The organism is Moorena sp. SIO4G3, from assembly GCF_010692305.1.
GTDB classification, from domain to species: Bacteria; Cyanobacteriota; Cyanobacteriia; order Cyanobacteriales; family Coleofasciculaceae; genus Moorena; species Moorena producens_A.
The window spans coordinates 1-2,166 of record NZ_JAAHIG010000676.1; the positions used below are offsets into that span (position 1 = coordinate 1).

Below are 2,166 nucleotides of genomic sequence, written 5' to 3' on the forward strand. Positions count from 1 at the left end.
AGTGCGGCTTGTTCTAGGTAGGAGCCTTCAGAAACTGGAGGGGTATGACTTAGGGAATTCGCGGGTAAAATACCCGAATTCTAACTGTCTATTGGATGGTGGTGAAAAGCCCACCCCATTAAGAGATATGTGACTCCTTATCTGGCCACACCGAGTAGGCGGCAACCTACAGAGTGAAGCTGGCACCAGGGCGGAATCAGAGGTGAAACAGATTAGCCACACTGCCGCTAAAAGGGAGACGACATGGGTAGATTAACGAAAGTCCTTAAAAAATGTCTAAACGACAAGCCGCAATCTGAACTTAAATGCGAGACTTCATCCCTTTATTCTCACAGCGTTTGTTAATCGATAGCTGTAATCTCCGAGAAGAGGATAGGCAAATTGGACTGCCCTAAATCGTCAAAACAATCCAACAGACGGAACAAGTAAAAACGACAGCAAAACATGGGTCTGAGGAACGGTCGAAACCTCGGTAAACTATGCCAAGTCTAATCCCCACTGTCGGGTAGGATGTGCCCGGAAACTGGGCACGGGTATCCAGAATACACAAACCAATGGAGAGCATAGTTAGACGCATGTCAATAAGATATAGCGAACTCTGGAAAGGACAACAGTGGAAGAAACTCCGCCAAAATCTTTTCCGCCTACAAAAGAGAGTGTATAAAGCAGTTCGAGATGGTGACCTGAGAAAAGCCCGGTCTCTACAAAAACTGATTCTGAAATCCCGTTCAGCTCAACTTTTGGCCGTCCGTCAAGTGACCCAACTAAATAAGGGCAAAAAGACTGCGGGAATCGATGGCCAGTCAAGCCTCTCTTATAAACAGAGAATGGCATTGGTGGAAACACTGAACGACTATGCCGCAGACTGGAGGCATAGCCGACTACGGGAAATCCCTATCCCTAAAAAGAATGGGAAGACCCGGATGTTGAAGATACCAACCATTACAGATAGAGCATGGCAGTGTCTAGCAAAATTCGCCCTCGAACCGGCTCACGAAGCCACATTCAGTGCCGATAGCTACGGTTTTAGAACAGGAAGAAGCGCCCAGGATGTCCAAAAGCGCCTCCAACTACACCTGAAATCAGATAAAAACGGCATTAACAAGAAGGTGATTGAGTTAGACATAAAAAAGTGCTTCGACCGCATCTGTCACACCACCATCATGGAAAGGTTAATTGCACCATCAGGCTTAAAATACGGGATATTCCGATGTCTTAAAGCAGGAGTTAATCCCGAATTCCCTGAGCAAGGAACCCCACAGGGTGGAGTGGTAAGCCCCCTACTAGCCAATGTCGCTCTAAACGGAATAGAGGATATTCACACTAGCTTGCGATACGCAGACGACATGGTGTTTATCTTAAAACCAAAAGATGACGCACAGAAGATAATAGACAAAGTCAAAGTCTTCTTGGCAGAACGTGGTATGGAGGTCAGTGAAGAAAAGACCAAGCTAACCAAAACGACAGACGGATTTGACTTCCTGGGGTGGAATTTCCGCGTCCAGAAAAACGGAAAGTTTCGGTCTATTCCCTCAGAGGAAAACCACCGGAACATCCGGAAGAAAATTAAAGCCGTGGTCAATAACTCGAATTACGGCGCAGAAGTAAAGGCCACAAAATTAGCACCCATAGTTCGCGGGTGGAGAAATTACCACAGTAGCTGCGATATGAGCAGTTCACGAGACTCTCTCTGGTTCATGAACAAAACCGCAAACCGGAAATTCCGCAAGGAAAAAAAGGTAGACCGGTGGAAAGCAAATGAATTATGTAAAAGAGGGTTTCCTGGGGTAGGTTACAAGCAAAACCAACACGTGAACGTAAAGGGCACCAAGTCACCCTACGACGGTGACCTGATGTACTGGAGCAACCGCAACTCCCGGTTATACTCTGATGCTACTTCAACAGCCCTGAAAAAACAACGCCATTCCTGTGGACACTGTGGATTGAAGTTCCTAGAAGACGAGTCTGTACACCTTCATCACGTCGATGGAAACCACGACAACTGGAAACCAAAGAACTTACTAGCAGTCCATCAAAGCTGTCACCAGCAAATCCACTGGAGCAAGTCGAAAGACTAGGATATCTAGGAGCCGTATGAGGCGAAAGCTTCACGTACGGTTCTGAAGGAGAGGTGCTCCCCTTAATAGGGGACATCGACTCTAACAG

1 protein-coding gene is annotated in these 2,166 nt (G+C 46.8%); it reads left to right on the forward strand.

Annotated features, from left to right (window positions below; translation table 11 throughout):
- The first annotated feature begins 575 nt into the window (after positions 1–575).
- Positions 576–2,078, forward strand: a complete 1,503-nt coding sequence (locus F6J99_RS44455) for a reverse transcriptase domain-containing protein (protein ID WP_293106400.1) — start codon at positions 576–578, stop codon at positions 2,076–2,078.
- The last annotated feature ends 88 nt before the right edge of the window (positions 2,079–2,166 follow it).